The 26,116-nt window shown below is 66.8% G+C and carries 25 protein-coding genes; 15 read left to right on the forward strand and 10 right to left on the reverse strand.

Going from position 1 to position 26,116, the window contains the following annotated elements:
- Positions 1-5 precede the first annotated feature (5 nt).
- A complete protein-coding gene (locus tag CAG31_RS07110) occupies positions 6-245 on the forward strand; it encodes a PilZ domain-containing protein (protein ID WP_085579302.1) in 240 nt (79 codons plus the stop codon).
- A gap of 10 nt (positions 246-255) precedes the next feature.
- Here the strand turns inward: CAG31_RS07110 and CAG31_RS07115 are convergent, their stop codons facing one another.
- From CAG31_RS07115 to def, 5 genes are all read right to left on the reverse strand, one after another.
- Positions 256-570, reverse strand: coding sequence for a tetratricopeptide repeat protein (locus tag CAG31_RS07115; RefSeq protein ID WP_085579304.1), 315 nt, complete (start codon positions 568-570; stop codon positions 256-258).
- A 98-nt stretch (positions 571-668) separates the two neighbouring features.
- A complete protein-coding gene (trkA, locus tag CAG31_RS07120) occupies positions 669-2,045 on the reverse strand; it encodes a Trk system potassium transporter TrkA (RefSeq protein ID WP_085579306.1) in 1,377 nt (458 codons plus the stop codon).
- 22 nt (positions 2,046-2,067) lie between these two features.
- The gene (gene rsmB / locus CAG31_RS07125; protein ID WP_085579308.1) at positions 2,068-3,378 is read right to left on the reverse strand and encodes a 16S rRNA (cytosine(967)-C(5))-methyltransferase RsmB; all 1,311 of its coding nucleotides are present in this window, start codon (positions 3,376-3,378) and stop codon (positions 2,068-2,070) included.
- A complete protein-coding gene (gene fmt, locus CAG31_RS07130; RefSeq protein WP_085579310.1) occupies positions 3,375-4,334 on the reverse strand; it encodes a methionyl-tRNA formyltransferase in 960 nt (319 codons plus the stop codon). Before fmt ends, rsmB begins: the two co-directional genes overlap by 4 nt.
- Before the next feature lie 72 nt (positions 4,335-4,406).
- Entirely contained in the window at positions 4,407-4,913 is a 507-nt protein-coding gene (gene def, locus CAG31_RS07135) for a peptide deformylase (protein WP_085579312.1), read from the reverse strand.
- Positions 4,914-5,082: 169 nt separating this feature from the next.
- Here def and CAG31_RS07140 point away from each other — a divergent pair, with 169 nt between their 5' ends.
- The 3 genes from CAG31_RS07140 (at position 5,083) to CAG31_RS07150 (ending at position 7,915) form a co-directional block, all read left to right on the forward strand.
- Positions 5,083-6,108, forward strand: a complete 1,026-nt coding sequence (locus CAG31_RS07140; protein ID WP_085579314.1) for a LysM peptidoglycan-binding domain-containing protein — start codon at positions 5,083-5,085, stop codon at positions 6,106-6,108.
- Positions 6,109-6,187: 79 nt separating this feature from the next.
- Positions 6,188-7,288, forward strand: a complete 1,101-nt coding sequence (dprA, locus tag CAG31_RS07145) for a DNA-processing protein DprA (RefSeq protein WP_085579316.1) — start codon at positions 6,188-6,190, stop codon at positions 7,286-7,288.
- A 69-nt stretch (positions 7,289-7,357) separates the two neighbouring features.
- Positions 7,358-7,915: an L-threonylcarbamoyladenylate synthase gene (locus tag CAG31_RS07150; protein WP_085579318.1), complete on the forward strand. Its 558-nt coding sequence runs from the start codon at positions 7,358-7,360 to the stop codon at positions 7,913-7,915.
- Between the two features lie 34 nt (positions 7,916-7,949).
- Here CAG31_RS07150 and CAG31_RS07155 read toward each other — a convergent pair whose 3' ends face one another.
- A complete protein-coding gene (locus CAG31_RS07155; RefSeq protein WP_085579321.1) occupies positions 7,950-8,927 on the reverse strand; it encodes an NADPH:quinone reductase in 978 nt (325 codons plus the stop codon).
- A 164-nt stretch (positions 8,928-9,091) separates the two neighbouring features.
- Here CAG31_RS07155 and hemF point away from each other — a divergent pair, with 164 nt between their 5' ends.
- Both hemF and aroE read left to right on the forward strand, forming a co-directional pair.
- A complete protein-coding gene (gene hemF, locus CAG31_RS07160) occupies positions 9,092-10,006 on the forward strand; it encodes an oxygen-dependent coproporphyrinogen oxidase (RefSeq protein WP_085579323.1) in 915 nt (304 codons plus the stop codon).
- Positions 10,007-10,015: 9 nt separating this feature from the next.
- Complete coding sequence (gene aroE, locus CAG31_RS07165) at positions 10,016-10,837, forward strand: shikimate dehydrogenase (protein ID WP_085579326.1); 822 nt, start codon at positions 10,016-10,018, stop codon at positions 10,835-10,837.
- Positions 10,838-10,942: 105 nt separating this feature from the next.
- Here aroE and CAG31_RS07170 read toward each other — a convergent pair whose 3' ends face one another.
- The 3 genes from CAG31_RS07170 to betC all read right to left on the reverse strand — a co-directional run bounded on the left by CAG31_RS07170 (position 10,943) and on the right by betC (position 15,110).
- Positions 10,943-12,511 (reverse strand): SulP family inorganic anion transporter, encoded by a 1,569-nt coding sequence (locus CAG31_RS07170; RefSeq protein WP_085579328.1) that lies wholly within the window; start codon positions 12,509-12,511, stop codon positions 10,943-10,945.
- Positions 12,512-12,658: 147 nt separating this feature from the next.
- Positions 12,659-13,579 carry a choline ABC transporter substrate-binding protein gene (gene choX / locus CAG31_RS07175; RefSeq protein ID WP_085579330.1) on the reverse strand — a complete coding sequence of 307 codons (921 nt, stop codon included), beginning with the start codon at positions 13,577-13,579 and terminating at the stop codon, positions 12,659-12,661.
- A 16-nt stretch (positions 13,580-13,595) separates the two neighbouring features.
- Positions 13,596-15,110, reverse strand: coding sequence for a choline-sulfatase (gene betC, locus CAG31_RS07180; protein WP_085579333.1), 1,515 nt, complete (start codon positions 15,108-15,110; stop codon positions 13,596-13,598).
- 114 nt (positions 15,111-15,224) lie between these two features.
- On the opposite strand from betC, the gene CAG31_RS07185 reads away from it, so the two are divergent.
- Positions 15,225-16,175, forward strand: a complete 951-nt coding sequence (locus tag CAG31_RS07185) for a LysR family transcriptional regulator (protein WP_085579335.1) — start codon at positions 15,225-15,227, stop codon at positions 16,173-16,175.
- 32 nt (positions 16,176-16,207) lie between these two features.
- Positions 16,208-16,534, forward strand: a complete 327-nt coding sequence (locus CAG31_RS07190; RefSeq protein ID WP_085579338.1) for a DOPA 4,5-dioxygenase family protein — start codon at positions 16,208-16,210, stop codon at positions 16,532-16,534.
- Here the strand turns inward: CAG31_RS07190 and CAG31_RS07195 are convergent, their stop codons facing one another.
- On the reverse strand, positions 16,535-16,936 hold the full coding sequence (locus CAG31_RS07195) for a GFA family protein (RefSeq protein WP_085579340.1): 402 nt from the start codon (positions 16,934-16,936) through the stop codon (positions 16,535-16,537). It lies immediately after the preceding gene.
- A 322-nt stretch (positions 16,937-17,258) separates the two neighbouring features.
- Between CAG31_RS07195 and CAG31_RS07200 the strand changes: the two genes are divergently transcribed.
- The 7 genes from CAG31_RS07200 to CAG31_RS07230 all read left to right on the forward strand — a co-directional run bounded on the left by CAG31_RS07200 (position 17,259) and on the right by CAG31_RS07230 (position 26,116).
- Positions 17,259-18,566 (forward strand): CitMHS family transporter, encoded by a 1,308-nt coding sequence (locus CAG31_RS07200; RefSeq protein ID WP_085579342.1) that lies wholly within the window; start codon positions 17,259-17,261, stop codon positions 18,564-18,566.
- 76 nt (positions 18,567-18,642) lie between these two features.
- Positions 18,643-19,410, forward strand: coding sequence for a TerC family protein (locus CAG31_RS07205; protein ID WP_085579344.1), 768 nt, complete (start codon positions 18,643-18,645; stop codon positions 19,408-19,410).
- A gap of 290 nt (positions 19,411-19,700) precedes the next feature.
- A complete protein-coding gene (locus CAG31_RS07210; RefSeq protein ID WP_085579346.1) occupies positions 19,701-21,359 on the forward strand; it encodes a Na/Pi cotransporter family protein in 1,659 nt (552 codons plus the stop codon).
- Positions 21,360-21,504: 145 nt separating this feature from the next.
- The gene (locus CAG31_RS07215; protein ID WP_085579348.1) at positions 21,505-22,893 is read left to right on the forward strand and encodes a pitrilysin family protein; all 1,389 of its coding nucleotides are present in this window, start codon (positions 21,505-21,507) and stop codon (positions 22,891-22,893) included.
- A 191-nt stretch (positions 22,894-23,084) separates the two neighbouring features.
- A complete protein-coding gene (locus tag CAG31_RS07220; RefSeq protein WP_085579350.1) occupies positions 23,085-24,113 on the forward strand; it encodes a DUF5924 family protein in 1,029 nt (342 codons plus the stop codon).
- A 54-nt stretch (positions 24,114-24,167) separates the two neighbouring features.
- On the forward strand, positions 24,168-25,316 hold the full coding sequence (locus CAG31_RS07225) for an ABC transporter permease (protein WP_085579352.1): 1,149 nt from the start codon (positions 24,168-24,170) through the stop codon (positions 25,314-25,316).
- Positions 25,313-26,116: an ABC transporter ATP-binding protein gene (locus CAG31_RS07230; RefSeq protein WP_085579354.1), complete on the forward strand. Its 804-nt coding sequence runs from the start codon at positions 25,313-25,315 to the stop codon at positions 26,114-26,116. Before CAG31_RS07225 ends, CAG31_RS07230 begins: the two co-directional genes overlap by 4 nt.

Raw genomic sequence — 26,116 nt, forward strand, 5'->3', positions numbered from 1 at the left:
AGAAGATGTCCGAACACCGCAAATCGTTTCGCATCAAGATCACTCACGAAAGCTTCGGCGAATGCCTGGGCCAGACCCGCAACCTATCCACGACCGGGGTGTACGTCGAGCATCCGCGCCTGGCGTCGCTGCCCAAGGGCGCCGTGGTGTACGGCCAGGTCCAGGACTTGCCCACAGGCGCGCCGCGGGTGCGGATGGAAGTGGTGACGGTGGACGCCGAAGGCATCGGCCTGCGTTACCTGTAGCGTCGCGGGATCAGCGGGGCTGGCGGTCGAGCTTCTTGAGGAACACCGTCATTTCCTTTTCCGCCTGCTTGTCGCCGTGGGCGCGGGCGGCCTCCAGGCCCTGCTCCCAGGCCTGGCGCGCGGCGTCGGGCGAGCCCGCCGCGAGCTGCGCCTTGCCCAGCAGCTTCCACGCCGCCGAATACTTCGGATCGAACGTCACGCAGCGCTGCAGATGCTCCGCCGCCTTGGCGTTCTCCCCCAGATCCAGGTAACCCTTGCCCAGGCCGAAGCGCAGCAGTGCGTTATCCACACCCTTGGCGAGCATTTTCTCCAGGGATTCGATCATCGGTGGACTCCTTTTCCGGTTGTGTCAGTTGTCGGTCGGGGCCCGACAGACCGTTTTCGCGAGCCGGCCCGCTCCCACAGGGGCCGGCTGCGCAAGCCTCAGAAGAAGCTCAACCCCACATGGAACAGCTTCTCCACATCGCGGATGTGCTTTTTGTCCACAAGGAACAGGATCACATGGTCGCCGGCCTGAATCACCGTGTCGTCGTGGGCGATGATCACTTCTTCGTCGCGGATGATCGCGCCGATGGTGGTGCCCGGCGGCAGGGCGATGTGTTCGATGGCCTTGCCGATGACCTTGCTCGACTTCGCGTCGCCGTGGGCCACCGCCTCGATGGCCTCCGCCGCGCCCCGGCGCAGCGAATGCACGCTGACGATGTCGCCGCGGCGCACGTGGGCCAGCAGGGTGCCGATGGTCGCCAGCTGCGGGCTGATGGCGATGTCGATGTCGCCGCCCTGGATCAGGTCCACATAGGCCGGGTTGTTGATGATCGTCATCACCTTCTTCGCCCCGAGGCGCTTGGCCAGCAGCGACGACATGATGTTGGCCTCGTCGTCGTTGGTCAGGGCCAGGAAGATGTCGGCGTCGGCGATGTTCTCTTCCAGCAGCAGGTCGCGGTCCGAAGCGCTGCCCTGCAGCACCACGGTGCTGTCGAGGGTGTCGGAGAGGTAGCGGCAGCGCGCCGGGTTCATCTCGATGATCTTCACCTGATAGCGGCTTTCGATGGCTTCGGCCAGCCGTTCGCCGATCTGCCCGCCGCCGGCGATGACGATGCGCTTGTAGGTTTCGTCGAGGCGGCGCATTTCGCTCATCACCGCGCGGATGTCCTCCCGGGCGGCGATGAAGAAGACTTCGTCGTCGGCCTCGATCACCGTGTCGCCCTGGGGCAGGATCGGCCGGTCGCGGCGGAAGATCGCGGCGACCCGGGTCTCGACGTTCGGCATGTGCTCGCGCAACTGGCGCAGCTGCTGGCCCACCAGCGGCCCGCCGTAGTAGGCGCGCACGGCCACCAGTTGGGCCTGGCCTTCGGCGAAGTCGATCACCTGCAATGCGCCCGGATGCTGGATCAGGCGCTTGATGTAGTTGGTGACCACCTGCTCGGGGCTGATCAGCACGTCCACCGGAATCGCTTCGTTCTGGAACAGCTGCTCCTCGCGGGTCAGGTAGGCGGCCTCGCGCACCCGGGCGATCTTGGTCGGGGTGTGGAACAGGGTGTGGGCGACCTGGCAGGCGACCATGTTGGTCTCGTCGCTGTTGGTCACCGCCACCAGCATGTCGGCGTCGTCCGCGCCGGCCTGGCGCAGCACAGTGGGCAGCGAGCCGCGGCCCTGCACGGTGCGGATGTCGAGGCGGTCGCCGAGATCGCGCAAGCGCTCGCCGTCGGTGTCGACCACGGTGATGTCGTTGGCTTCGCTGGCCAGGTGTTCGGCCAGCGTGCCGCCGACCTGCCCCGCGCCGAGGATGATGATCTTCATCCAGTCACTCCGTTGAATCCGTTTAGCCGCGCGCGGCAGCGATCTTGATCAGCTTGGCGTAGTAGAACCCGTCGTGTCCGCCTTGCTGGGCCAGCAATTGACGGCCGTGGGGCTGCCTGATGCCGGCCGCCGTGGCCAGGTCCAGCTCCCGGGCGCCCGGGGTGCGCTCAAGGAACGCGGCGATGACCTCGGTGTTCTCGGTGGGCAAGGTCGAGCAGGTGGCGTAGAGCAGGATGCCGCCCACCTCCAGGGTTTTCCACATCGTGTCGAGCAGCTCGCCCTGCAGTTGCGCGAGGGCGGCGATGTCGTCGGCTTGGCGGGTGAGCTTGATGTCCGGATGGCGGCGGATCACGCCAGTGGCCGAGCACGGCGCGTCGAGCAGGATCCGCTGGAACGGCTTGCCGTCCCACCAGGCGGCGGTGTCGCGGCCGTCGGCGGCGATCAGTTCGGCGCTCAGGCCGAGGCGTTCGAGGTTTTCCTTCACCCGCACCAGCCGCTTGGCTTCCAGGTCCACCGCCACCACGCCGGCCAGCGCCGGTTCGGCTTCGAGGATATGGCAGGTCTTGCCGCCGGGGGCGCAGCAGGCGTCCAGCACCCGTTGGCCCGGCGCCAGGTCCAGCAGGTCGGCGGCCAGTTGCGCGGCTTCATCCTGGACGCTGACCCAGCCCTCGGCGAAGCCCGGCAGGCTGCGCACGTCGGCGGCGGCCTCAAGCACGATGCCGTCGCGGCTGAAGGCGCACGGCTGCGCGGCGATCCCGGCGTCGGTCAGCAGCGCGAGGTAGGCGTCGCGGCTGTGATGGCGGCGGTTGACCCGCAGGATCATCGGCGGGTGCGCGTTGTTGGCCTCGCAGATCGCTTCCCACTGCTCGGGCCAGAAGGCCTTCAGGGATTTCTGCAGCCAGCGCGGGTGGGCGGTGCGCACCACCGGGTCCCGCGCCAGTTCGGCGAACAGCGCTTCGCTTTCCCGTTGCGCCCGGCGCAGCACGGCGTTGAGCAGGCCTTTGGCCCAAGGCTTCTTCAGCTTGTCGGCGCAGCCGACGGTTTCGCCGATGGCCGCGTGGGCCGGCACCCGGGTGTAGAGCAATTGGTAGAGGCCTACCAGCATCAGGGCCTCGACGTCGGCGTCGGCGGCCTTGAACGGCTTCTGCAGCAGTTTTTCCGCCAGGGCCGACAGCCGCGGCTGCCAACGGGCGGTGCCGAACGCCAGATCCTGGGTGAAGCCGCGGTCGCGGTCCTCGACCTTGTCCAGTTGCGTGGGCAGGGAACTGTTGAGCGAGGCTTTTCCGCTGAGGACGGCGGCCAAGGCCTTGGCGGCTGCCAGACGTGGATTCATGGGGTGTCCGCCGTTTCGCCGAGGACGATGCCGACGGCGAATTTCTCGCGGCGGCTGTTGAACAGGTCGCTGAAGTTCAGCGCCTTGCCGCCGGGCAGTTGCAGGCGGGTCAGGCACAGCGCCTGCTCGCCGCAGGCGACGATCAGGCCGTCCTTGCTGGCGCCGAGGATGGTGCCGGGGGCGCCCTTGCCGTCGGCCAGGGTGGCCGCCAGCACTTTCAGCGCTTCGCCGTCGAGGGTGCTGTGAGTGATCGGCCACGGGTTGAAGGCGCGCACCAGGCGTTCCAGTTCGATGGCCGGACGGCGCCAGTCGATGCGGGCCTCGTCCTTGTTCAGCTTGTGGGCGTAGGTGGCGAGGCCGTCGTCCTGCACCTCGCCTTCCAGCGTCCCGGCGGCGAGGCCGGCGATCGCCTGTACCACGGCCGGCGGGCCCATTTCGGCGAGACGGTCGTGCAGGCTGCCGCCGGTGTCGTCGGCGCTGATCGGGGTGACGACCTTCAGCAGCATCGGCCCGGTGTCCAGGCCGGCCTCCATGCGCATCACGGTCACGCCGCTTTCGGCGTCGCCCGCTTCCACGGCGCGCTGGATCGGCGCCGCACCGCGCCAGCGCGGCAGCAAGGACGCGTGGCTGTTGATGCAGCCCAAACGCGGGATGTCCAGCACCGCTTGCGGCAGGATCAGGCCGTAGGCCACCACCACCATCAGGTCAGGCTTGAGGGCGGCCAGTTCGGCCTGGGCGTCGGCGTTGCGCAGGGTCGGCGGCTGCAGCACCGGGATATGGTTATCCACAGCCAGCTGCTTGACCGGGCTCGGCATCAGTTTTTGCCCGCGGCCGGCCGGACGGTCCGGTTGGGTGTAGACCGCCACGATCTCGTAAGGGCTGGCCAGCAGGGCCTTGAGGTGTTCGGCGGCGAATTCCGGGGTGCCGGCAAAAACGATGCGCAGTGGCTCAGTCATTCGGGGGTCTCTAAGTGCAAAGCGTCTTGAAAAAGAAAAAGGCTTGCCGCAGCAAGCCTTTGAAGGAGGGCATCAAGCGTTCTGGCGGTGGAGCTTTTCCAGCTTCTTCTTGATGCGGTCGCGTTTGAGCGTGGACAGGTAATCGACGAACAGCTTGCCGTTGAGGTGGTCGCATTCGTGCTGGATGCACACCGCGAGCAGGCCTTCGGCGATCAGTTCGTAAGGCTGGCCTTCGCGGTCCAGGGCCTTGATCTTGACCTTCTGCGGGCGGTCGACGTTTTCGTAGAAGCCCGGCACCGACAGGCACCCTTCCTGGTACTGATCCATTTCGTCGGTCAGCGGCTCGAACTCGGGGTTGATGAACACCCGGGGCTCGGTGCGGTCTTCGGAAAGGTCCATCACGACGATACGCTTGTGCACGTTGACCTGGGTCGCGGCGAGGCCGATGCCCGGCGCTTCATACATTGTTTCAAACATGTCATCGACCAGTTGACGCACTTCGTCGTCCACTACGGCCACAGGTTTGGCGATAGTGCGCAGGCGCGGGTCCGGAAATTCGAGGATGTTCAAAATGGCCATAGGCTTGATTGCTGCACGTGTGAGGTAAAGTCGGGTCGATGGCCTGGCGGGTCCGAGGATGCAGGCTACCGTTGTGAAGCGTAGCCCCTGGCTTTTGCAGTGCAGGCCGGGGCGAGCCACGGGGGCTCTGACGATTCACGCGAATGCACATGATAAAGGGATTCACCGCATGAGGAAAACACTGTTCGCCCTGCTGCTTCTGGCCTCGGCCGGCGCCGCGCACGGGCAAGTGCAGCTCAAGGAAGGTTTTCCACGGCAATACACGGTGGTTTCGGGGGACACCCTCTGGGACATCTCCGGCAAATACCTGCGCGAGCCCTGGCAATGGCCGCAGCTGTGGCACGCCAACCCGCAGATCGAAAACCCCAACCTGATCTATCCGGGCGACACGCTGACGCTCGACTACGTCAACGGCCAGCCGCGCCTGACCCTCAACCGCGGCGCCTCGCGCGGCACCATCAAGTTGTCGCCGCGGGTGCGCAGCAGCCCGGTGGCCGAGGCCATCCCGAGCATTCCGCTCAAATCCATCAACAGCTTCCTGCTCAGCAACCGGATCGTCGACAAGGCCGAGGATTTCGACAAGGCGCCGTACATCGTCGCCGGCGATGCCGAACGGGTGCTCAGCGGCACCGGCGACCGGATCTTCGCCCGCGGCCGCTTCGACATGAGCCGGCCGGTGTACGGGATCTTCCGCCAGGGCAAGGTCTACACCGACCCGCAGAGCAAGGAGTTCCTGGGGATCAACGCCGATGACGTCGGCGGCGGCGAGATCATCGCCACCGAAGGCGACGTGGCCACCCTCGCCCTGCAGCGCACCACCCAGGAAGTGCGCCTGGGCGACCGTCTGTTCAGCGGCGAGGAGCGCTCGATCAACTCGACCTTCATGCCCAGCGCGCCGCAGACCGACATCAACGGCCTGATCATCGACGTGCCGCGGGGCGTCACCCAGATCGGCGCCATGGACGTGGTGACGCTGAACAAGGGCAAGCGCGACGGCCTGGCCGAAGGCAACGTGCTGGTGGTGATGAAGACCGGGGAAACCGTGCGCGACCGGATCACCGGCCAGCCGCTGAAGATCCCGGACGAGCGCGCCGGCCTGCTGATGGTGTTCCGCACCTACGACAAGCTCAGTTACGGCCTGGTGCTGAACGCCACGCGCTCGTTGGCGGTGCTGGACAAGGTGCGCAACCCTTAGTTGGCTTCACAAGTTACCAACAGAGTTATCCACAGCTTGTCCCGAATGGTTCGGGACGCCCGACGGTCAAGGATGATCCATGCAACTGTCTGCCTGTACGCCGGTTTCCCCGGCGGAACTGGAGGCGCGTCTGCGCCTCCACCGTATGCCGGACATCGGTCCCAAACGTTTCGCCAAACTGCTCGAAGCCTTCGGCTCGGCGTCCAAGGCCATCAGCGCTCCGGCCAGCGCCTGGCGGGCGCTGGGGTTGCCGGCGACCTGCGCCGAGGCCCGGCGTTGTCCGCAGGTGCGCGATGGCGCCAGCCACGCATTGCGCTGGCTAGAGCGGCCGGACCGGCATGTGCTGATGTGGGGCCAGCCCGATTACCCGGCGCTGCTGGCGCAGATTGCCGATCCGCCGCCGCTGCTGTTCGTGGCCGGCGACCCGCAGATCCTGGAGAGGCCGCAACTGGCGATGGTCGGCAGCCGCCGCGCGTCGCGCCCTGGAATGGACAGCGCCGCCGCGTTCTCGCGCAGCCTGGCCGGGGCCGGGTTCGTCATCACCAGCGGGTTGGCGTTGGGCATCGACGCGGCGGCGCACCAGGCCGCCGTGGACGTCGGCGGGCGCACCGTCGGCGTCTTGGGCACGGGGCTGGAAAATTTTTATCCACAGCGCAACCGACGGCTGGCCGACGCGATGATCGCCTCCGGCAGCGCAGTGGTGTCGGAGTTTCCGCTGGACACCGGCCCCGTCGCCAGCAACTTTCCCCGGCGCAACCGGATCATCAGCGGCCTGGCGCTCGGCGTGCTGGTGGTCGAGGCCAGCGTGGCCAGCGGTTCGCTGATCACCGCCCGGCTGGCGGCGGAACAGGGGCGCGAGGTCTTTGCGATACCTGGTTCGATCCATCATCCCGGCGCCCGGGGCTGCCATCAGCTGATCCGCGACGGCGCGGCGCTGGTGGAGACCATCGAGCACATCCTCGAAGCCCTGCGCGGCTGGCAGCGCGTGCCGTTGTCCACAGCCCCGTCGCCGGCCGATCACCCGTTGCTGCGGCTGCTGCATGCCGCGCCGCACACCAGCGAAGCCCTGGCCGAAAGCTGCGGCTGGGCGCTGCCCAAAGTGCTGGCGGCGCTGACCGAGCTGGAGATGGACGGCCGCGCCGTGTGCGAAAGCGGCCGCTGGCTGGCGCGGGTGAGCTGACGCTCGGGAGGCTGGGTTTTACGGGGAAGATCGGTAAACTGCGCGAAACCTGTTTGCGGAGAGTGTTTCATGGTCAACAGTTGGCGTGTGCAGCAAGCCGCACGAGAGATTCGCGCCGGGGCGGTGATTGCCTACCCAACCGAAGCCGTCTGGGGGCTGGGGTGCGACCCGTGGAACGAGGAGGCGGTGGATCGGCTGCTGGCGATCAAGAACCGGTCGGCGGACAAGGGGCTGATCCTGGTCGCCGACAACATCCGTCAGTTCGACTTCCTGTTCGAAGACTTCCCGCAGGAGTGGATCGACCGCATGGCCGCCACCTGGCCCGGGCCCAACACCTGGCTGGTGCCGCACCAGAACCTGCTGCCCGAGTGGATCACCGGCGTGCATGACACCGTGGCGCTGCGGGTCAGCGATCATCCGCAGGTGCGTGACCTGTGCGCGCTGGTGGGGCCGCTGGTGTCGACGTCGGCCAACCCCCAGGGGCGTCCGGCGGCGCGCACCCGGCTGCGGGTCGAGCAGTATTTCCGCGGCCAGGTCGACCTGGTGCTCGGCGGCATGCTCGGCGGGCGCAAGAACCCGAGCCTGATCCGCGACCTGGCGACCGGCAACGTGGTGCGCCCGGCCTGAGACAGGCTGCACCGCCATCGCCAGCAGGCTGGCTTCAGGGCAACAGGATGGTCGAGCCGGTGGTGCGGCGCGCCGCCAGGTCGGTCTGCGCCTTGGCGGCGTCCGCCAATGGATAGCGTTGGCCGATCTCCACCTTGAGCTTGCCGGCGGCGATCATCCCGAACAGCTCGTCGGCCATGCGCTGCAGGTTCTCGGCGTTGTTGGCGTAGGTCGCCAGGGTCGGGCGGGTCACGTACAGCGAACCTTTGGCCGCGAGGATCCCCAGGTTGACCCCCTCCACCGCGCCGGACGCATTGCCGAAGCTCACCACCAGCCCGCGCGGGGCCACGCTGTCGAGCGAGGCCGGCCAGGTGTCCTTGCCGACGCCGTCGTACACCACCGGGACCTTCTTCCCGTCGGTCAGTTCCAGCACCCGTTGCGCGACGTTCTCGTGGCTGTAGTCGATGGTCGCCCAGGCACCGTTGGCCTTGGCCAGTTCAGCCTTTTCCTTGGAGCTGACGGTGCCGATCAGCTTCACGCCCAAGGCCTTGGCCCACTGGCAGGCGAGCAGGCCGACGCCGCCGGCCGCCGCGTGGAACAGAATGGTTTCGCCGCCCTTGAGCTCGTAGGTCTGGCGCAGCAGGTACTGCACGGTCAGGCCCTTGAGCATCACGCCGGCGGCGGTCTCGAAACCGATGGCGTCCGGCAGGTGCACCAGGTTGGCTTCGGGCAGCACATGCACGTCACTGTAGGCCCCCAGCGGGCCGCTGCCGTAGGCCACGCGGTCGCCGACCTTGAACCGGGTCACCGCGCTGCCCACCGCCTCGACGATGCCCGCGCCTTCGGCGCCGAGCCCAGACGGCAGGGACGGCGGCGAATACAGACCGCTGCGGTAGTAGGTGTCGATGAAGTTCAGGCCGATGGCCTTGTTGCTCACGCGGACCTGCTGCGGGCCGGGCTCGACGGGCGAGTAGTCGACGTATTCGAGCACGTCGGGGCCGCCGTGGGCGCGGAACTGGATACGCTTGGCCATCTGCCTGCTCCTTGAGACATTCGGGAAGCCTGCTATCGAACCCCCAAGCTTGATCTTCGTCAACTGCGGCAGGTTCGCCTGCGATGGTATGCTGTGCGCCCATTTGCGCGGCGCCCCTTGTTTGCGGGGGCCGCGCGCAGTTTTGCCCGATCCAAGGTGATGCCATGACGACCCGCACCGACGCCGTAAAGGCGTATCTGCTCGACCTGCAAGACCGCATCTGCGCCGCGCTGGAGACCGAAGACGGCGGCACGCGCTTCGTCGAAGACGCCTGGTCCCGTCCGGCCGGCGGCGGCGGTCGCACCCGGGTGATCGAGAACGGCACGGTGATCGAAAAGGGCGGCGTCAACTTTTCCCACGTCTTCGGCAGCGGCCTGCCGCCGTCGGCCAGCGCCCACCGGCCGGAGCTGGCCGGACGCGGCTTCGAGGCCCTGGGCGTGTCGCTGGTGATCCATCCGCACAACCCGCACGTGCCGACGTCCCACGCCAACGTGCGCTTCTTCATCGCCGAAAAGGAAGGCGAAGAACCGGTCTGGTGGTTCGGCGGCGGCTTCGACCTGACCCCGTACTACGGCAACGAAGAAGACTGCGTCCACTGGCACCGCATCGCCGCCCAGGCCTGCGCGCCGTTCGGCCCGGACGTCTACCCGCGCTACAAGGCCTGGTGCGACACCTACTTCCACATCAAGCACCGCCACGAGCCGCGCGGCATCGGCGGCCTGTTCTTCGATGACCTGAACGAGTGGGACTTCGACACCAGCTTCGCCTTCATGCGCGCCATCGGCGATGCCTACATCGACGCCTACCTGCCGATCGTCCAGCGCCGCAAGCACGAGGCGTTCACCGCCAAGCAGCGTGAGTTCCAGGAATTCCGCCGCGGGCGCTACGTCGAGTTCAACCTGGTGTACGACCGCGGCACCCTGTTCGGCCTGCAGTCGGGCGGGCGCACCGAATCGATCCTGATGTCGCTGCCGCCACAGGTGCGCTGGGCCTACGACTGGAAAGCCGAGCCGGGCAGCGAAGAGGCGCGCCTGACCGACTACTTCCTGCAAGACCGCGACTGGCTGGCTCAGGCCTGAGGAGTGTCGATGGACCGTTACGTCGTTTTCGGCAACCCGATCGGCCACAGCAAATCGCCGATGATCCACTCGCTGTTCGCCGGGCAGACCGGCCAGCAGCTCGACTACAGCACCCTGCTGGCGCCGCTGGACGGCTTCAGCGACTGCGCCACGGCGTTCTTCCGGGAAGGACGCGGCGCCAACGTCACCGTACCGTTCAAGGAAGAGGCCTATCGCCTGGCCGACAGCCTGACCGCCCGCGCGCAACGGGCCGGTGCGGTGAACACCCTGAGCCGGCAGGCCGACGGCAGCCTGCTGGGCGACAACACCGACGGCGCCGGGCTGGTGCGCGACCTGACGGTCAACGCCGGTTTCAGCCTGACCGGCAAACGCATCCTGCTGCTGGGGGCCGGCGGCGCGGTGCGCGGCGCGTTGGAGCCGTTGTTGGCCGAGCGGCCAGCGTCGGTGATCATCGCCAACCGCACGGTGGACAAGGCCGAGCTGCTGGCCGAACTGTTCTGCGACCTTGGGCCGGTGTCGGCCAGCGGTTTCGACTGGCTGCAGGAGCCGGTGGACGTGATCATCAACGCCACCTCGGCCAGCCTCACCGGCGACGTGCCGCCGGTCGCCCCGAGCCTGATCGAGCCGGGCAAGACCCTGTGCTACGACATGATGTACGGCAAGGAACCCACCGCGTTCTGCCGCTGGGCCAGCGAACACGGCGCCGGGGTGGTCATGGACGGGCTGGGGATGCTCGCCGAGCAGGCGGCGGAAGCGTTTTTCCTGTGGCGCGGGGTGCGCCCCGACACCGCGCCGGTGCTGGCCGAACTGCGCCGCCAATTGGCGCAATGACCCTGAGGGAGCGAGCCTGCCCGCGATGAAGGCGTCACCTCCAGCATCGCTGCGACAGACAGACCGCCATCGCGAGCAGGTCCGCTCCCCCAGCGGGCTCTGCGGTCAATCCTCGAAGCGGATCGGGCACTTCTGCGGCCCTTCCAGCTTGAGCAACTCCTCCACCACCTGCGGCCGCGCCCGGCGCAACGTCAGGCAACGGTTCTGGCTCAGCAGGCGCCGGGCTTCCTGGTGCAGCATCTCCACCCCCGAGTAATCGATGAAGTTGATCTGCTGCGCCTCGATCACCACCCGGGCGCCGTGCAGGCGTTGCAGGCGCACCTGCAGGTAGTGGCTGGCGCCGAAGAAAATCGAGCCGCCGACCCGCAGCACATCGTCCTCGCCGTCGCGCCAATGCTGCACCCGCGGCTGCGAGGTGCGCTTGAGGTAGAAGAACAGCGACGCCAGCACCCCGGCGTAGATCGCCGTCTGCAGTTCCAGCAGCAGCGTGGCGGCGCAGGTCAGGGCCATCACCGCGAACTCGGCGCGGCTGACCCGCAGCAAGGCGCGGATGCCGCGATGGTCCACCAGCCCCCAGGCGATCAGCAGGATGCTGCCGGCCATGGCCGGGATCGGAATGTGCGCGATCAGCGCGGCGCCGAACAGCGCGAACAGCGCCACCCACACCGCCGAAAACACCCCGGCCAGCGGCGAGCAGGCGCCGGCCTCGTAGCTCAGCCCCGAGCGGGTGAACGACCCGGCGGACAGCGAACCGGAAAAGAACGCCCCGACGATGTTCGACAGCCCCTGGGCGCGGACTTCCTGGTTGGCGTCGAGCAACTGTTGCGAACGGGCGGCGATGGAGCGGGCGATCGACAGGCTGGTGACCAGCCCGAGCATGCCCACCGCCACCGCGCTGGGCAGCAGACGCAGGATCAGGTCCAGATCCAGCGGCAGCGCACTGAACGGCGGCAGGCTGCCGGTGAACGCGCTGACCAGGCGCACATGGCCGAACATCGCCGGCCACAGCCACACCAGCAGGCTGCCCAGCGCCAGGGTGATCAACAACGTCGGCCAGCGCGGCAGCAGGCGCTTGAGCATGGCGCCCACCCCCACGGTGGCCAGGCCCAGGGCCAGCGACGGCTTATCCACAGCCCCCAGGTGGCTCAGCAGATCCGTCAGGCTCGCCAGCGCCGTGGCCTTGGCGGGCAGGTCCAGGCCCAGCAGGTTCGGCAACTGGCCGACGGCGATCACCACCGCCGCGCCGAGGGTGAAGCCGAGCACCACCGAGTGCGACACGAAATTCACCAGGGCGCCGAAGCGCAGCAGGCCGAGCAGCCACTGGAAGATCCCGGCCAGGAAGGTCAGCAGCAGGATCAGGGTGACGTAGTCCTGCGAGGCGGGGACGGCCAACGGGCTGACGCTGGCGTACAGCACGATCGAGATCGCCGCCGTCGGTCCGCAGATCAGGTGCCAGGAGGAGCCCCACAGGCAGGCGATCAGCACCGGGACGATCGCCGCATACAGCCCGTACTCCGGCGGTAGCCCGGCGATCAGGGCGTAGGCGACCGACTGGGGCAGCGCGAGGATCGCGCCGCTGAGGCCGACGATCAGGTCGCGTCCGACGCTGGCGCGGGTTTGCCGGGGCAGCCAGGTCAGGAAGGGCAGCAGTGAGCGGCGGCTGGGGAGGGCCATGGATCCTCTCGGACGGGATTTTGCGCAAGGGTATCAGGCACACACCCTCACGGGTGGCTTGCAGTTTTAGCTTGTGGCTTGTGACGAGGGCGCTTGCTCCCGCTGGAGTGCGCAGCCCGGCGGGAGCAAGCGCCCTCGCCACAGCGTTCAGAGCCGGGCCTTGACCGCAGGCAGTGCGTCTTTGCCGTCCACGGTCTTCACCCCGTCCAGCCATTTCTCCAGCACCGCCGGGTTGGCCTTGATCCACGCCTTGGCCGCGTCGGCGTTGCTGATCTTCTTGTTCACCACCTCGGCCATGATGCTGTTCTCCATCTGCTGGGTGAACGACAGGTTGGTCAGCAGCCGGCCCACGTTCGGGCAGGCTTCGGCGTAGCCTTTGCGCGTCAGGGTATGCACACTGCCGGTGTCGCCGAAGTACTTCTCGCCGCCCTTGAGGTAATGCATTTTCAGCTGCACGTTCATCGGGTGCGGCGTCCAGCCGAGGAAGGTGACGAATTTCTGCTTCTTCACCGCCCGCGACACTTCGGCGAGCATCGCCTGTTCGCTGGACTCGATCAGCTTCCACTGGCCCATGCCGAAGTCGTCCTTCTTGATCATCTCCTGCAAGGAAATGTTGGCCGGCGCGCCGGAGCCGATGCCGTAGATCTTCTTGTCGAACTTGTCGGCGTACTTGTTCAGGTCGGCGAAGTCATGCACGCCGGCGTCCCACACGTAGTCGGGCACGGCCAGGGTGAACTCGGTGCCGTCGAGGTTCTTCGCCAGTTGGGTGACGTCGCCGGTGGCCACGAACTTGTCGTAGAACCCCTGCTGCGCCGGCATCCAGTTGCCGAGGAACACGTCGACCTGGCCGTCCTTCAGGCCGCCGAAGGTGATCGGCACCGCGAGGGTGTCGACCTTGGGCTTGTAGCCCATGCCGTCCAGCAGGAACCCGGTGATGGCGTTGGTGGCGGCGATGTCGCTCCAGCCGGGGTCGGCCATCTTCACGGTTTCGCAGCTTGCCTCGGCCCAGGCCTGGGCGCTGCCCAGGCTGATCAGGCCGACCGTCACGATTGTGGATAACTTGACCATGGACTTCCCCTTTGCGTTATTGGTTTTGGCAGGGTTGTGGATAACGGGCCTTGCGCTCCAGGTCATCGAGGTCGATGTGGTTGCGCATGTACTGCTGGCTGGCGTCCACCAGCGGCTGGTGATCCCAGCTCTTGAGCGTGCCGAGGGTCAGCGCCCCGGCGACGAAGCGCCGCCGCCGCTGGCTGGCGAGCACGTCCCGGTGGATCGCCGGGATGTCCCAGCGGGCCCGCGCCTCGGCGAGAAAATCGTCGAACAGCTGGCGATGCTGCGGCGATGCGCTGAGTTCTTCCAGCTCGTGCGGATCATTGTCCACATCGAACAGCAGGCAAGGGTCGTCTTCACTGTAGATAAATTTGTAGGCGCCGCGCCGGATCATCATCAACGGGCTCACGGTGCCTTCGGCCATGTATTCGCCGAACACTTCGTCGTGCCCGCCCTGCCCTTGCAGGTGCGGCACCAGTGACCGGCCGTCCAGCGGCAGGCCCGGTTCCAGGCTGCCGCCGGCCAATTGGACGAAGGTCGGCAGCAGGTCGGCGGTGGACACGGCGGCGCTGACCCGGCGGGCGCCGAATTGGCCGGGGGCGCTGATCAGCAGCGGCACCCGGGCGGCCATCTCGAACCAGTGCATCTTGTACCAGAGCCCGCGCTCGCCGAGCATGTCGCCGTGGTCGCCGGAGAACACGATGACGGTGTCGTCGGCCAGCCCGGTTTCCTCCAAGGTCTGCAGGAGCTTGCCGACGTTGTCGTCGATGTAGCTGCACGCGCCGAAGTAGGCCCGGCGCGCGTCGCGGATCTTATCCACAGGCAGCGGCTTGTCCCACAGGTCGTAGACCTTGAGCAGTCGCTGGGAATGCGGGTCGAGCGAATGTTGCTCCGGGGTGACCGGAAGCGGGATGTCGGCATCGTCGTACAAGTCCCAGAACGCCTTGGGAATCGTGTACGGGTCGTGCGGGTGGGTCATCGACACGGTCAGGCAGAACGGCCGGTCGCCGTCCTCGCGGACGTGGTCGTACAGGTACTGGCGGGCCTTGAACACCACTTCTTCGTCGAAATCGAGCTGGTTGGTGCGCACGCACGGCCCGGCCTGCAGCACCGAGGACATGTTGTGGTACCAGCTGGGGCGCACGTCTGGCTCGTCCCAGTTCACCGCCCAGCCGTAGTCGGCGGGGTAGATGTCGCTGGTCAGGCGTTCTTCGTAGCCGTGCAGTTGGTCCGGGCCGCAGAAGTGCATCTTGCCCGACAGCGCGGTGCGGTAGCCGAGGCGGCGCAGGTAATGGGCGTAGGTCGGGACGTCGGCGGGGAAATCGGCGGCGTTGTCGTAGGCGCCGATCTTGCTGGGCAATTGGCCGCTGACCAGGGTGAAGCGCGACGGCGCGCACAGCGGGCTGTTGCAGTAGGCGGCGTCGAACACCACGCCCTGCTCGGCGAGACGGCTGAGGTTCGGCAGCTTGACGGGCGACGGGCCGTAGAACGGCAGCATGGGCGCGGCCATCTGATCGGCCATGATGAAAAGAATGTTCTTGCGCTTCATGTGATCGCGGCATTCCATAGTGGAGAGTTATGCGACATTGCTGCGATTGAGCATGGATTCCATGCCCGGTTCGGTAAAGCCCGTGCCGAACAATGACTAGGATAAGCATCGCTTATGTATGAAGCCCTTGGCGACCTTTCGCTGGACCTGTTGCGCGCCTTCGAGGCGGCGGCCCGTCACCGCAGTTTCACCGCTGCGGCGGTGGAGCTGGGCACCACGCAGCCGGCCGTCAGCCAGCAGATCAAGCGGCTGGAGGAGCAGCTCGGCGCGCGGTTGTTCGACCGGATCTACCGGGGCATCGGCCTGACCGAGGTCGGTGCGTTGCTGTTCGAGCAGGTTGCCCTCGGTTTGCAGAACATCGACGCAGGATTGAGCGCGATCAGCGCACAACAGCAGCATGAGGTGTTGCAGGTCGCCACCGATTTCGCCTTCGCCGCCTACTGGCTGATGCCGCGCCTGCACCGCTTCCACGCGGCTAACCCGCAGGTGGACGTGAGCCTGGTCACCAGCGAGCGCAGCCACAACATGCTGCGCACCGACATCGACGTGGCGGTGCTGTTCGGCGACGGACGCTTCAAGCAGGGCGAAAGCCACTGGCTGTTCAGCGAAGAAGTGTTCCCGGTGTGTAGCCCGCAACTGCTCAAGGACCGCGCCCTTCCCCTGTCGCCCCAGGCGTTGCTGGAGTTTCCGCTGCTGCACCTGCGGGGCGAGAACAGCAGCCGCTGGTTCGACTGGAGCGGACTGTTCCGCGAGCTCGGCCTCACCACCCCGCCGGCGCCGGGGCAATTGCGTTTCGACAACTACACGCTGCTGATCCAGGCGGCCATCGGCGGCCAGGGCGTGGCCATCGGCTGGCGCCACCTTGTGGATAACTTGCTGAGCCAGGGCTTGCTGTGCCGGCCCATCGCCGAGACCACCCTGTCGCGGCTCGGCTATTACGTGGTGCTGCCGCCGCGCAAACGACGTGGGGCATTGATCCAACGGTTCGTCGACTGGCTGATGGCCGAGCAGGCCGGCAGCGCCCAGTCGTTGAACGGGTTGGCTTTGCCGTCGGTGGCGGTGTGAGCGGCTTTCAATTTCGATGCAGAGGATTGCAGATGCAACAGATCAAGGGTTATCACGCCCACATCTACTACGATGCCGGCACGATCGAGCAGGCCCGGGCCCTGTGCGAGCAGGCCGCGCAACGGTTTCCCCTGAAAATGGGCCGGATGCACGAGCGCCCGGTCGGCCCGCACCCGGACTGGAGCTGCCAACTGGCGTTCGGCCCCGAGCTCTTGGGGGATGTGTTGCCTTGGCTGGCGCTCAACCGCAAGGGGCTGGTGGTGTTCCTGCACCCGGACACCGGCGACGACCTGCTCGACCACACCGAGCACGCGATCTGGATGGGTGCGGTGCGGCCGCTGAACCTGTCCATTTTTTGATCAGAGGGTTTCTTCCGGCTCTTGCGGCAGGTGCTCGTCCAGGTGCAGCCACGGCAGCCGGCTGTCGGTCCAGATGTGCCGGTCGGCCGGCGCCTGTTCCGGGTGGTCGAGGGTGGCGACGGTGACGTCGATGCTCTCGGGGCTCAGCCGCGTCGCCAGCGCCAGCTGCGCCCCGCACTGCGGGCAGAAGAACCGCGTGCAGGTGTCCGACGACGCATAGTGCACCGGCGTGCCGGCCAGCCAGCGGAAATCCGCCGCCGGCGCCGTCAGCCACGTGGTGACGATGCCGCCGCTGACCCGTCGGCAGATCGAGCAATGGCAGTGGGCGATGTCATGCAGGGGCCCGCTGATCTGATAGCGGATGTGTCCGCAGTGGCATCCGCCGTGGTGCAGTTCGTTCATGGCCTTTCCCTCCCGTGCCCGGATCCGTTGACTCTAGCCGCTTCCGACGGCCGGTTGGCCGTTCGCCCAAAGCTTTCGCCGGCGAAAGCTGGCTGAAAGCTTCCCCGATTAGGATCGCCCCCACTGCCGGCACCAGACCGGCTGGCCAATGCGTGCGCAACCTCGCCCGCCCGGCCCAATTAACAACAACAATGGTGATTCTGATGTCCTCTGCAACCCGCCTCCTCGCTGTCACTCCGCCCGTACGTTCCGTGCTTCCCGTTCTGCGCTGATCCCCCAAGGTCCGCCCATTCCCTAGCCGCGCTACGCCTGGAGTATTCCCATGCTGACTTTCCTTGGCTTCGCCATGGTCATCACGTTCATGTTCCTGATCATGACCAAGCGCCTGTCCGCGCTGATCGCCCTGATCATCATCCCGATCCTGTTCGCGCTGTTCGGCGGCTTTGCGCCGAAGATCGGCCCGATGATGCTCGAAGGCATCACCAAGCTTGCGCCGACCGGCGTGATGCTGATGTTCGCCATCCTGTATTTCGCCCTGATGATCGACTCCGGCCTGTTCGACCCGGCCGTGCGCAAGATCCTCAAGCTGGTCAAGGGCGACCCGCTGAAGGTGTCGGTCGGCACCGCCGTCCTGGCGCTCGTCGTGTCCCTGGACGGCGACGGCGCGACCACCTACATGATCTGCGTGGCCGCCATGCTGCCGCTGTACAGCCGCATCGGCATGAGCCCGCGGATCATGGCCGGCCTGATCATCCTCGCCGGCGGCGTGATGAACATGACCCCGTGGGGAGGCCCGACCGCCCGTGCCGCCAGTGCGCTGCACGTGGATCCGTCGGACATCTTCGTGCCGATGATCCCGGCCATGGCCGCCGGCGTGGTGGCGATCCTGGTCATCGCCTACTTCTACGGCAAGCGTGAGCGAGCGCGCCTGGGCGAGCTGCACCTGGTCGGCGACGAGATCGACCACAGCGAAATCAGCGTCTCGCAGTTCCCGGACGCCCGCCGTCCGAAGCTGATCTGGTTCAACGGCCTGCTGACCCTGGCCCTGATGTGCACCCTGATCGCCGGCCTGCTGCCGCTGCCGGTGCTGTTCATGGTCGCGTTCAGCATCGCGATGATCGTCAACTACCCTTGCCTGCAGCAGCAGAAGGACCGTGTCGCGGCCCACGCCGGCAGCGTGCTGTCAGTGGTCAGCCTGATCTTCGCGGCGGGCATCTTCACCGGTATCCTGTCGGGCACCGGCATGGTCGACGCCATGTCCAAGAGCCTGTTGGCGGTGATCCCGGATTTCCTGGGCCCTTACCTGGCGGTGATCACGGCGCTGGTGAGCATGCCGTTCACGTTCTTCATGTCGAACGACGCGTTCTATTACGGCGTGCTGCCGGTGCTGTCCGAAGCGGCCAGCCATTACGGCATCACCGCGGTGGAAATGGCCCGTGCCTCGATCGTCGGCCAGCCCGTCCACCTGCTCAGCCCGCTGGTGCCGTCCACCTACCTGCTGGTGGCCCTGGCCGGGATCGAGTTCGGCGACCACCAGCGCTTCACGCTCAAGTGGGCAGTGCTGGTCTGCCTGTGCATACTGGCGGCCGCGTTGCTGTTGGGGACTTTTCCGCTGTTCAGCACTCTGTAACTGCAACGGCACCAATCTTCCACGCCGCCAGCTCCATGCTGGCGTCGTGGTTTAACACTCGCTCAAAGGAATACACATGGAATGGCTGACCAACCCTGAGATCTGGGTTGCCTTCTTCACCCTGACCGCCCTGGAGATCGTCCTGGGGATCGACAACATCATCATGATTTCGATCCTGGTCAGCCGCATGCCCAAGCACATGCAGGCCCGCACCCGGATCTTCGGCCTGGGCCTGGCCATGATCACCCGGATCCTGTTGCTGCTGTCGATCACCTGGGTCATGCGCCTGACCGCCGACCTGTTTGTGGTGTTCGGCCAGGGCATTTCCGGCCGCGACCTGATCCTGTTCTTCGGCGGTCTGTTCCTGCTGTGGAAAAGCTCCCAGGAGATGTACCACGCGCTGGAGGGCGAAGACGAAAGCGACGACGCGCCTTCGGGCAAGGGCGGCAATTTCTTCTACACGATCATCCAGATCGCGATCATCGACATCGTGTTCTCCCTGGACTCGGTCATCACCGCCGTGGGCATGGTCTCCCACGTGCCGGTCATGGTCGCTGCGATCGTCGTGGCCGTGCTGGTGATGATGCTGGCCTCGGGCAAGATCAGCGAGTTCATCGACAAGCACCCGTCGCTGAAGATGCTCGCGCTGTCGTTCCTGCTGGTGGTCGGCACCGTGCTGATCGCCGAAGCGTTCGACGTGCATGTGCCTAAGGGCTACGTCTACTTCGCCATGGCGTTCTCGCTGGCCGTCGAAGCGATCAACATCAAGATGCGCGGCGCGATCGCGAGGAAGAAACAGCAGCAGGAACCGGTGAAGCTGCGCAAGGACGTGCCGGGCCAGTAACCCGTCAGGTCACGCGCAATACCCTGTGGGAGCGGGTTTGCCCGCGATGGCGGTCTGTCAGTCGACCCAACGGTCGAACGTGACGGCCCCATCGCGAGCAGGCTCGCTCCCACTGTTTTTGCGGTGGGGCCGGGTTCGGGTTTCATGACGCTTTTGTTTCAATCGACGCTTGGGCTGTGCGATGCTGGCGCCCAGACCGTTAGCCGACTACAGCTTAAACACAACTCGTAGAAAACGCGCGGCACCGTCCACTTGCCCCTCTGGGGCGCCGTCATCACAGGGGGCCTGCAATGCTCACCCTGCTCAATCTGCTTTCCGCCGTGGCCCTGCTGATCTGGGGCACGCACATCGTCCGCACCGGGATCCTGCGGGTCTACGGCTCCAACCTGCGCCACGTCATCGGCCAGAACATGTCCAAGCGCTGGCTGGCCTTCATCGCCGGCATCGTCGTGACCGCGATGGTGCAGAGCAGCAACGCCACCGCCATGCTCGTCACCTCCTTCGTCGGCCAGGGCCTGATGGCGCTGACCCCGGCCCTGGCCACCATGCTCGGCGCCGACGTCGGTACGGCGCTGATGGCACGGGTGCTGACCTTCGACCTGTCGTGGCTGTCGCCGCTGCTGATCTTCATCGGGGTGATCTTCTTCCTGTCGCGCAAGCAGACGCGGCTGGGCCAGATGGGCCGGGTCGCCATCGGCCTGGGGCTGATCATTCTGGCGCTGCAGCTGATCGTCGAGGCGGCCACGCCGATCACCCATGCCCAAGGGGTGAAGGTGATCTTCGCCTCGCTGACCGGAGACATCCTGCTCGACGCCCTGGTCGGTGCGTTGTTCGCGATGGTTTCCTATTCCAGCCTCGCCGCCGTGCTGCTGACCGCGACCCTGGCCGGCGCCAACGTGATCAGCCTGCCGGTGGCGATCGGCTTGGTGATCGGCGCCAACATCGGCAGCGGCGTGCTGGCGTTCATGAGCGCCAGCATGCAGAACGCCGCCGGCCGGCAGGTGGCGCTGGGCAGCCTGCTGTACAAGCTGATCGGGCTGCTGCTGATCATTCCGGTGCTCGACCCGTTGGTGCACTGGCTGGACAGCCTGGATTTCAGCGCCCAGGAAATGGTCATCGGCTTCCACCTGCTCTACAACACCGTGCGCTGCCTGGTGCTGTTGCCCAGCGTCGGGCCGATGGCGCGGCTGTGCGCCTGGCTGCTGCCGGAGCGCGAACAGGCCAACGGCACCGCCCGGCCCCGCCACCTCGATCCGACGGCGCTGACCACGCCGAGCCTGGCCCTGGCCAACGCCGCCCGGGAAACCCTGCGCATGGGCGACCTGATCGACAACATGCTCGACGCCGCCCTCGATGCGCTGCGCGGCAAGCAGACCGCCGTGACCCAGGAAGTGCGCCGGCTGACCGATGACGTCGAGGCGCTGTACAGCGCGATCAAGCTGTACCTGGCGCAGATGCCCCGGGAAGACCTGGGCGAACAGGACAGCCGGCGCTGGGCGGAAATCATCGAACTGGCGATCAACCTCAAGCTGGCCGCCGACCTGATCGAACGCATGCTGCGCAAGGTGCAGCAGCAAAAGACGTCCCAACGCCGTTCGTTCTCCGAGGACGGGCTGGAGGAACTGGCCGGGCTGCAGGCTCAGCTGATCGCCAACCTGCGGCTGGGGCTGTCGGTGTTCCTCAGCGGCGACAAGGAAAGCGCGCGCCAACTGCTGCGGGAGAAGCGCCGGTTCCGCGCCCAGGAGCGGCGCCTGGCCCACGCCCACGTCAGCCGCCTGCAGCGCAAGATCGTGCAGAGCATCGAAACCAGCTCGCTGCACCTGGAACTGATCGCGGACATGAAACGGCTCAATTCACTGTTCTGCGGCAGCGCCTATGTGGTACTGGAGACGTCGGACACCGGCGCGCTGGCGGCGGACGACATGACGGACATCACGCATTCGCCTTGAACGTCTGCAACCGTGGCCAGTCAGTTACAGTGATCCGGCCTTCAGGCCCTCATTGGTACCCCATCCCCCTGCGGGAGCCAGCCTGCTGGCGGTGAGGGCCTTTCAGGCACCCCGGATCCCCCTTTCAGCCGTACGGAAACTCGTTATGCGTCGCCTGCTGTTCGCCTGCCTGCTGCTCGGTTCCCTGCCCGCCCTGGCCCTGGATCGCTTCCAGGTCGAAGGCTACGCCCTGCCCAACGGCCTGCAGGTGCTGCTCAAGCCCGGCACCGAGCGCGGGCATGTGGCGATCCGGCTGGTGGTCGGGGTCGGCATCGACGATTTCGGCTGCGACGAAAAGGAACTGCCGCACCTGCTCGAACACCTGCTGTTCAGCGGCACCGACGCCACCGGTGAAGGCGGCCTCGAGGAGCGCATGCAGGCCCTGGGCGGTGAATGGAACGCCTTCACCAGCAACGCCGACACCACGTTCGTCATCGAGGCGCCGGCGAAGAACCAGCGCAAGGTGCTCGACCTGCTGCTGGACCTGCTGACCCGCACGCGCATCGACGACAACGCGATCGACGCGGCCAAGCGTGTGGTCGAGCGCGAGGACGGCGGCCACTACACGCACCTGCGGCGCTGGCTCGACCGCCAGGACCTGGGCCACAGCGCGAGCAATCAACTGGCGGTGGAACTGGGGCTCAAATGCCCGCAGCGGGCCGAGGTCGACGGCCTGACCCGCGAGCAGCTGCAGAAGGTGCGCAAGGCCTGGTACGCGCCCAACAACATGACCCTGATCGTGGTCGGCGAGCTCGACCGGCTGCTGCCGGCCTATCTGGAACGGGCCTGGGGCGCGCTGGAGCCGGTCGACCCCAGCGAGCACCGGACGCTGCCGGACATCAGCAGCAGCGCCGCCCACGAGCGCACGCTGATGCGCGGCTTCATCGGCAACGGCGCCAAGCTGCACTGGCTGGTGCCCGAACCGGTGCTGGACGACCAGTACGACGAAACCTTCGACCTGCTCAAGAACTACCTGGACTGGGCGCTGTACCGCCGCTTGCGCCTGGACCACGCGCTGTCCTACGGGCCGTGGGCCGAGCGCGAGGTGTTCGGCGGCGTCGGCTTCATGAGCCTCAACGCCGATGTGGATCGCGACGACATCGCCCAGGCCGAACGCGAACTGGAGGGGCTCAAGGCCGACCTGCTCAGGGACGGCCTGGATCCCGACACCTTCGCCCGCCTCAAGCAGGCGGCCATCGCCCACCAGGCCTGGGCCGTGCAGGGCAACAGCGCGCTGGCCGACTATTACTGGAGCGCCTTGGGCGACTACGAGGACGGCCGCTTCGCCGACCCCGCCCGGGAGCTGCAAGGGGTGACGCTTGCGGCGGCGAACAAGGCGATGCGCGAACTGCTGCTGCAGCCCGGCTACCTGCGGATCGAGAAGCCGCTGCTCGGCGACGACCAGGTGCTGTGGCTGCTGGGCGGCGGCCTGGGCGCCCTGCTGCTGATCGTGCTGGGCTGGCGCCTGCGCCACCGCAAGCCTGACAACCGCTGATCCTGTAGGAGCCAGCCTGCTGGCGATCGCGGTGTGTCATGCAACGGTGATGGGGCTGACACGAAGCCATCGCCGGCAGGCCGGCTCCCACAGGGGCCTGTCCGCTGATTTTACTGATCGGCAGCCTCGCCACGGCGCCCGGCGGGCGGTACTCTGTCGCAGTTTTTCCTCGACCGCCGCGAACTGCCCCCATGCTCAAACTGACCCAGCTGATCCAGCGCATCCTCGAACTGATGAAGCGCTATCCCGGGGTCATTGCGCTCGGCGGTTTCATCTCGGGGGCCGGCAGCTTCATCCTGGTGGACCGCCAGCAAGGGCTGGCCAGCTGGATCGCCACGATCATGCTGCTGAGCTGGATCTGGCTGATGCTGGAAAACAGCCTCACCCAGCTGTTCACCCGGATCTTCAAGCGCGAGATCCCCGAACCGCTGCTGCGCTACGCCACGCAGATGATCCACCAGGAAAGCCTGTTCTTCGTCCTGCCGTTCTTTTTCATCACCACGACCTGGAACAGCGGCCAACTGGTGTTCACCGGCCTGCTGAGCATCGCCGCGTTCATTTCGATCACCGACCCGCTCTACTACAAATGGCTGGCGCGGCGGCGCTGGGCGTTTCTGGCGCTGCACACCCTGACCCTGTTCGCCGCCCTCCTCACCGCGCTGCCGGTGATCCTGCACCTGACCACCTCGCAGAGCTTCAAATGGGCGCTGGGCATCGCCGTGGCGCTGTCGTTCCCCAGCCTGGCGTCGATCTTCCCGATCCGCACCGTGCGCAACGCGCTGGCCATCCTCAGCATCACCCTGGGCATCGGCGCCGTCGGCTGGGTGCTGCGTTCGTGGGTGCCGCCGGCCACGCTGTGGATGACGGACGTGGCGATCAGCACCCAACTGCAGGACCGCACCCCCGGCGACAGCCTCGAAGAGGTCAGCGTCGAGCAGATCCGCAACGGCGGGCTCTACGCCTACACCGCGATCAGCGCGCCGCGGGGGCTGGACGAGCGGATCTATCACGTGTGGCAGTTCAACGGCAAAGAGGTCGACCGCATCGCCCTCGACATCCACGGCGGGCGCAAGGAAGGCTACCGGGCGTGGACGCACAAGCAGAACTTCCCGGCCGACCCGGCGGGCAAATGGCAGGTGCGGGTGTTGACCGAGGACGGCCAGGTGATCGGCGTGCTGCGTTTCACCGTCCCGGACAGCACACCGGCCAAAGAAAAGTAATCGGGTTCGTGCTATTACGTAGGTTCCCGTAACAGCCGCACACGCACGGAGCCTATGACCAGCAGCCCGATGGCCGGCAACGCCCGGCTGGACACCACGCTCACCCCTGCCCGCCTGCGGGTCACGGGCGACTGGACGCTGGCCCACTACGCCGGGCTCAAGCACCTGTGCCAAACGCTGCGCGGCCAGTACGGCGCCGACACCCCCATCGACCTCAACGGCCTCGGCGCCCTCGACACCGCCGGCGCCTCGTTGCTGGTGGAACTGCTCGGTTCCGAACGCCTGGGCCAGTCCGCCGAACACCCCGACTGCACCCTCTCCAACGCCGACCGTGCGTTGCTGCAGACGGTGTACCGCTCGCTGACCGACTTCTGCGTGCCGGTCAAGGAACCGGAAATCAGCGTCAGCGTGCAACTGCTGACCCGCATCGGCCGCGCGGTGGACACGGTCTGGCAAGACACCCTGCAACTGCTGGGCTTCATCGGCCTGATCCTGGAAACCATCGCCCGCAGCCTGCTTAGGCCCAAGCGCTGGCGGATCACCCCGGTGGTGGCGCATATCGAGCAGACCGGCCTCGACGCCGCGCCCATCGTCGCCCTGCTGACCTTCCTGGTAGGCGCCGTGGTGGCGTTCCTCGGGGCGACGGTGCTGGCCGGTTTCGGCGCGAGCATCTTCACCGTGGATCTGGTGGCGTTCTCCTTCCTGCGCGAATTCGGCGTGTTGCTGACCGCGATCCTGATGGCCGGCCGCACTGCCAGCGCCTTCACCGCGCAGATCGGTTCGATGAAGGCCAACGAAGAGATCGACGCGATCCGCACCCTCGGGCTCGACCCGATGGAACTGCTGGTGGTGCCCCGGGTGCTGGCGCTGCTGGTGGCCCTGCCGATGCTGACGTTCCTGGCGATGCTCTGCGGCATCGTCGGCGGCGGTGTGGTCTGCGCGGTGTCGCTGGGGATTTCCCCGGCGATGTTCCTGTCGCTGCTGCAGACCGACATCGGCGTACAGCACTTCCTGGTGGGGCTGGTGAAGGCGCCGGTCTTCGCGTTCATCATCGCGGCGATCGGCTGCCTCGAAGGCTTCAAGGTCAGCGGCAGCGCCGAATCGGTCGGCGCCCACACCACCTCCAGCGTGGTGCAGTCGATTTTCGTGGTCATCGTGTTCGACGCGGTGGCCGCCCTGTTCTTCATGGAGATGAGCTGGTGAGCCGTCCACCCCGCGCGCCCGCCGAGGCGGTCATCGAAGTTCGTGGCCTGTGCAACCGTTTCGGCCGCCAGAGCGTGCATGAGAACCTGGACCTGGACCTGTACAAGGGCGAGATCCTGGCCGTGGTCGGCGGCTCCGGCAGCGGCAAGTCGGTGCTGCTGCGCAGCATCGTCGGCCTGCGCCGGCCCAGCGAAGGCAACGTCACGGTGTTCGGCCAGAACCTGCCGAGCCTGCCGGAGCACGAGCGCTCGCTGATCGAGCGGCGTTTCGGCGTGCTGTTCCAGAAGGGCGCGCTGTTCTCCTCGCTGACCGTGACCGAGAACGTCGCCCTGCCCCTGATCGAGCACGCGGGCCTGAGCCGCGACGACGCCGAACACCTGGCGGCGGTGAAGCTGGCGCTGGCCGGGCTGCCGCTGTCGGCGGCGGACAAGTACCCCGCATCCCTGTCCGGCGGCATGATCAAGCGCGCGGCGCTGGCCCGGGCGCTGGCGCTGGATCCGGACATCCTGTTCCTCGACGAGCCCACCGCCGGGCTCGACCCGATCGGCGCCGCCGCGTTCGACCAACTGATCCTGACCCTGCGCGACGCCCTGGGCCTGAGCGTGTTTCTGGTGACCCACGACCTGGACACGCTCTACACCATCACCGACCGCGTGGCGGTGCTGGCGCAGAAGAAGGTGCTGGTGGCCGGGCCGATCGACCAGGTCTCGGAAACCGACGACGCGTGGATCCACGAATACTTCCACGGCCCCCGGGGCCGCTCGGCGCTCGGCGCCGCTTCACAGCTCAACGAGGTCTGA

Origin of the sequence: Pseudomonas sp. R25(2017) (assembly GCF_002112565.1) — a bacterium.
Classification (GTDB): domain Bacteria; phylum Pseudomonadota; class Gammaproteobacteria; order Pseudomonadales; family Pseudomonadaceae; genus Aquipseudomonas; species Aquipseudomonas ekonensis.

Excerpts from the sequence above, each read along its gene's own strand:
- CAG31_RS07200 (WP_085579342.1), top strand. The coding sequence starts at position 17,259 with ATGCTGACTTTCCTTGGCTTCGCCATGGTCATCACGTTCATGTTCCTG.
- choX (WP_085579330.1), bottom strand. The coding sequence starts at position 13,579 with ATGGTCAAGTTATCCACAATCGTGACGGTCGGCCTGATCAGCCTGGGC.
- CAG31_RS07220 (WP_085579350.1), top strand. The coding sequence starts at position 23,085 with ATGCTCAAACTGACCCAGCTGATCCAGCGCATCCTCGAACTGATGAAG.
- CAG31_RS07170 (WP_085579328.1), bottom strand. The coding sequence starts at position 12,511 with ATGGCCCTCCCCAGCCGCCGCTCACTGCTGCCCTTCCTGACCTGGCTG.
- aroE (WP_085579326.1), top strand. The coding sequence starts at position 10,016 with ATGGACCGTTACGTCGTTTTCGGCAACCCGATCGGCCACAGCAAATCG.
- hemF (WP_085579323.1), top strand. The coding sequence starts at position 9,092 with ATGACGACCCGCACCGACGCCGTAAAGGCGTATCTGCTCGACCTGCAA.
- fmt (WP_085579310.1), bottom strand. The coding sequence starts at position 4,334 with ATGACTGAGCCACTGCGCATCGTTTTTGCCGGCACCCCGGAATTCGCC.
- dprA (WP_085579316.1), top strand. The coding sequence starts at position 6,188 with ATGCAACTGTCTGCCTGTACGCCGGTTTCCCCGGCGGAACTGGAGGCG.
- CAG31_RS07185 (WP_085579335.1), top strand. The coding sequence starts at position 15,225 with ATGTATGAAGCCCTTGGCGACCTTTCGCTGGACCTGTTGCGCGCCTTC.
- CAG31_RS07225 (WP_085579352.1), top strand. The coding sequence starts at position 24,168 with ATGACCAGCAGCCCGATGGCCGGCAACGCCCGGCTGGACACCACGCTC.
- CAG31_RS07195 (WP_085579340.1), bottom strand. The coding sequence starts at position 16,936 with ATGAACGAACTGCACCACGGCGGATGCCACTGCGGACACATCCGCTAT.
- CAG31_RS07205 (WP_085579344.1), top strand. The coding sequence starts at position 18,643 with ATGGAATGGCTGACCAACCCTGAGATCTGGGTTGCCTTCTTCACCCTG.
- CAG31_RS07140 (WP_085579314.1), top strand. The coding sequence starts at position 5,083 with ATGAGGAAAACACTGTTCGCCCTGCTGCTTCTGGCCTCGGCCGGCGCC.
- rsmB (WP_085579308.1), bottom strand. The coding sequence starts at position 3,378 with ATGAATCCACGTCTGGCAGCCGCCAAGGCCTTGGCCGCCGTCCTCAGC.
- CAG31_RS07190 (WP_085579338.1), top strand. The coding sequence starts at position 16,208 with ATGCAACAGATCAAGGGTTATCACGCCCACATCTACTACGATGCCGGC.
- CAG31_RS07215 (WP_085579348.1), top strand. The coding sequence starts at position 21,505 with ATGCGTCGCCTGCTGTTCGCCTGCCTGCTGCTCGGTTCCCTGCCCGCC.
- def (WP_085579312.1), bottom strand. The coding sequence starts at position 4,913 with ATGGCCATTTTGAACATCCTCGAATTTCCGGACCCGCGCCTGCGCACT.
- betC (WP_085579333.1), bottom strand. The coding sequence starts at position 15,110 with ATGAAGCGCAAGAACATTCTTTTCATCATGGCCGATCAGATGGCCGCG.
- CAG31_RS07155 (WP_085579321.1), bottom strand. The coding sequence starts at position 8,927 with ATGGCCAAGCGTATCCAGTTCCGCGCCCACGGCGGCCCCGACGTGCTC.
- CAG31_RS07210 (WP_085579346.1), top strand. The coding sequence starts at position 19,701 with ATGCTCACCCTGCTCAATCTGCTTTCCGCCGTGGCCCTGCTGATCTGG.
- trkA (WP_085579306.1), bottom strand. The coding sequence starts at position 2,045 with ATGAAGATCATCATCCTCGGCGCGGGGCAGGTCGGCGGCACGCTGGCC.
- CAG31_RS07150 (WP_085579318.1), top strand. The coding sequence starts at position 7,358 with ATGGTCAACAGTTGGCGTGTGCAGCAAGCCGCACGAGAGATTCGCGCC.
- CAG31_RS07110 (WP_085579302.1), top strand. The coding sequence starts at position 6 with ATGTCCGAACACCGCAAATCGTTTCGCATCAAGATCACTCACGAAAGC.
- CAG31_RS07115 (WP_085579304.1), bottom strand. The coding sequence starts at position 570 with ATGATCGAATCCCTGGAGAAAATGCTCGCCAAGGGTGTGGATAACGCA.